At 48.4% G+C, this 2,981-nt stretch carries 5 protein-coding genes and 1 pseudogene; 5 read left to right on the forward strand and 1 reads right to left on the reverse strand.

What is annotated here, in order from left to right; translation table 11 throughout:
- Window positions 1-290 (forward strand): annotated as a pseudogene (locus BGK49_RS11440) (IS1-like element IS1X2 family transposase); the annotation flags it as partial.
- Window positions 291-300: 10 nt separating this feature from the next.
- Here BGK49_RS11440 and BGK49_RS11445 read toward each other — a convergent pair.
- Window positions 301-657 (reverse strand): PPC domain-containing protein, encoded by a 357-nt coding sequence (locus BGK49_RS11445; protein WP_000695219.1) that lies wholly within the window; start codon window positions 655-657, stop codon window positions 301-303.
- 241 nt (window positions 658-898) lie between these two features.
- On the opposite strand from BGK49_RS11445, the gene BGK49_RS11450 reads away from it, so the two are divergent.
- The 4 genes from BGK49_RS11450 to BGK49_RS11465 all read left to right on the forward strand — a co-directional run.
- Window positions 899-1,192, forward strand: a complete 294-nt coding sequence (locus BGK49_RS11450) for a YcgL domain-containing protein (protein ID WP_001297679.1) — start codon at window positions 899-901, stop codon at window positions 1,190-1,192.
- 71 nt (window positions 1,193-1,263) lie between these two features.
- Window positions 1,264-1,923: a fumarylacetoacetate hydrolase family protein gene (locus BGK49_RS11455; RefSeq protein ID WP_000284277.1), complete on the forward strand. Its 660-nt coding sequence runs from the start codon at window positions 1,264-1,266 to the stop codon at window positions 1,921-1,923.
- Between the two features lie 91 nt (window positions 1,924-2,014).
- Window positions 2,015-2,461, forward strand: coding sequence for a YcgN family cysteine cluster protein (locus BGK49_RS11460; protein WP_005039533.1), 447 nt, complete (start codon window positions 2,015-2,017; stop codon window positions 2,459-2,461).
- A 183-nt stretch (window positions 2,462-2,644) separates the two neighbouring features.
- Window positions 2,645-2,981 (forward strand): IS1 family transposase (locus tag BGK49_RS11465; protein ID WP_128832188.1); only part of this gene is annotated, 337 nt, incomplete at its 3' end.

Here is a 2,981-nt window from a genome sequence, read left to right on the forward strand (position 1 = left end):
CGCACGTCTTCGGTGAACGCACTCTGGCCACACTGGAGCGTCTTCTGAGCCTGCTGTCGGCCTTTGAGGTCGTGGTATGGATGACGGATGGCTGGCCGCTGTATGAATCACGCCTGAAGGGAAAGCTGCACGTTATCAGCAAGCGTTACACTCAGCGCATTGAGCGACATAATCTGAATCTGAGACAACATCTGGCAAGGCTGGGACGGAAGTCACTGTCGTTCTCAAAATCGGTGGAGCTGCATGACAAGGTCATCGGGCATTATCTGAACATAAAACACTATCAGTAAGTTGGCAGCATTACCCGTCGTTTCGGGTTTGCAGCACTCGCAGCTCATATTTGCCAGAAGCAGGGAGTGAGTATTGTCCGTGACTATCGAGTTCTGGGGAATATCTGGATAAATCAACAGAATCATCGATTCCTGGCCCGAAGAGGTAAGTATCAGCGCCTTCATTAGAGATACTCACATGTACTTTCTGACCTTTTTTGGCATAGAAGGTATATGTATCGTAATCGTATCCCTTTATTTCGCCGGAGTACTGAGCGCTGCTATGGCCTTTTCTGAACTCAACATTGACATTCTTACCCGCAGCAAAGCTCGTGGAGGTTAGCAGTGCAAACAGCAATACAGCCTTACTGATGCTCTTGATTTTCATTGGTAGTCTCCTGTTCAGAATGAGTACGATGAACTGTTATAATATAACAATCCCTAACGGGAGAATTCCAGTGGCTTTTCTGCGTTCGGTAAAATCCCGGCGCGGCATTTTTTGCCGGGGGGATTACTTATAAAGGGGCATGGACTCAACAAACCGCAGAAATCTACAGCTGGCTGGCTTGTGGCGCGGGTTTCATTGATGTTAGCTTATGCCAAAACCTGGCATCTTAAAGAGTAAAAGTATGTTTTGTGTGATTTATCGAAGCAGCAAGCGTGACCAGACCTATTTATATGTCGAAAAAAAAGACGATTTTTCGCGTGTTCCTGAGGAACTGATGAAAGGTTTTGGTCAGCCTCAGTTAGCGATGATTCTGCCGTTGGATGGGCGGAAGAAACTGGTCAATGCTGATATTGAAAAGGTTAAACTGGCATTAACCGAGCAAGGTTACTATTTGCAGTTACCGCCACCACCCGAAGATTTGCTGAAGCAACATCTTTCCGTCATGGGGCAGAAAACAGACGACACGAACAAATAACCGATATCCGGCGGTGGCATTATCTTTGTCGGCGCGGGTTTTCATATCCACGATAAGGAGAGGGGAACGTTATGTATCAACATCACAACTGGCAAGGTGCGCTGCTGGATTATCCGGTGAGTAAAGTAGTCTGTGTTGGCAGTAACTATGCCAAACATATTAAAGAGATGGGCAGCGCAGTGCCCGAAGAGCCAGTGCTGTTTATTAAACCAGAAACGGCACTGTGCGATCTGCGGCAGCCATTGGCGATCCCATCCGATTTCGGTTCAGTTCATCATGAAGTCGAACTGGCGGTGTTGATTGGTGCGACGCTGCGTCAGGCAACGGAAGAGCATGTCCGCAAAGCCATTGCCGGTTACGGCGTGGCGCTTGATCTGACATTGCGTGATGTTCAGGGAAAAATGAAGAAAGCCGGGCAGCCGTGGGAAAAGGCTAAAGCGTTTGATAACTCTTGTCCGCTTTCCGGGTTTATCCCCGCGGCGGAATTTACCGGCGATCCACAAAATACAACGCTGGGCCTGAGCGTAAACGGCGAACAACGCCAGCAAGGTACGACTGCGGACATGATCCATAAAATCGTTCCGTTGATCGCTTATATGAGCAAGTTTTTTACCCTCAAGGCCGGTGACGTTGTGTTGACAGGCACGCCTGATGGCGTCGGCCCGTTGCAAAGCGGTGATGAGCTGACAGTCACTTTCGATGGGCATTCTTTGACAACTCGCGTTTTGTAATACTTTTTGCCGCCTGAAAGCGGCGGCAAAACTTGCATCGCTGTGCCAGACTGGTTATAAGGTGCGTTTTAACGTAATGGCGGAACACCTGATGAACGATGTACCTTTCTGGCAAAGTAAAACCCTGGCCGAAATGAGCGATGCGGAATGGGAGTCGTTGTGTGATGGTTGCGGTCAGTGTTGCCTGCATAAACTGATGGATGAAGACACCGACGAAATCTACTTCACTAACGTCGCCTGTCGCCAGCTCAATATTAAAACCTGTCAATGTCGGAACTACGAACGTCGTTTCGAGTTTGAACCCGACTGCATTAAATTAACCCGTGAAAATCTGCCAACATTCGAATGGCTGCCAATGACCTGCGCTTATCGTTTGCTGGCGGAAGGTAAAGATTTACCTGTGTGGCATCCGCTACTTACTGGTTCGAAAGCGGCAATGCATGGTGAACGTATCTCTGTGCGTCATATCGCAGTGAAAGAATCAGAAGTGATTGACTGGCAGGATCATATCTTAAATAAACCTGACTGGGCGCAGTGATAAATTTAATAGATGTTGATGGGGGCTTTCTTAATATACGTCTGGATGCTCGCCATTTCGTAGCCCTGTTTTTGAAAGCGCTCTGTCATAATGAGAGTTACCCGATACCTTATTATCAACAGGTAACTGGTAATGCTGCCAACTTACTGATTTAGTGTATGATGGTGATTTTAAGGTGCTTGCGTGGCTTCCATTTCCATCAGATGTCCTTCCTGCTCCGCTACTGAAGGCGTGGTGCGTAACGGCAAAAGCACTGCCGGACATCAGCGCTATCTCTGCTCTCATTGCCGTAAAACATGGCAACTACAGTTCACTTACACCGCCTCTCAGCCCGGTACGCACCAGAAAATCATTGATATGGCCATGAATGGCGTCGGATGTCGCGCCAGTGCACGCATTATGGGCGTTGGCCTCAACACGGTTTTACGTCACTTAAAAAAACTCAGGCCGCAGTCGGTAACCTCGCGCATACAACCGGGCAGTGATGTGATTGTCTGCGCTGAAATGGACGAACAGTGGG

Origin of the sequence: Shigella sp. FC1544 (genome assembly GCF_001722145.1) — a bacterium.
Lineage (GTDB): Bacteria > Pseudomonadota > Gammaproteobacteria > Enterobacterales > Enterobacteriaceae > Escherichia > Escherichia coli.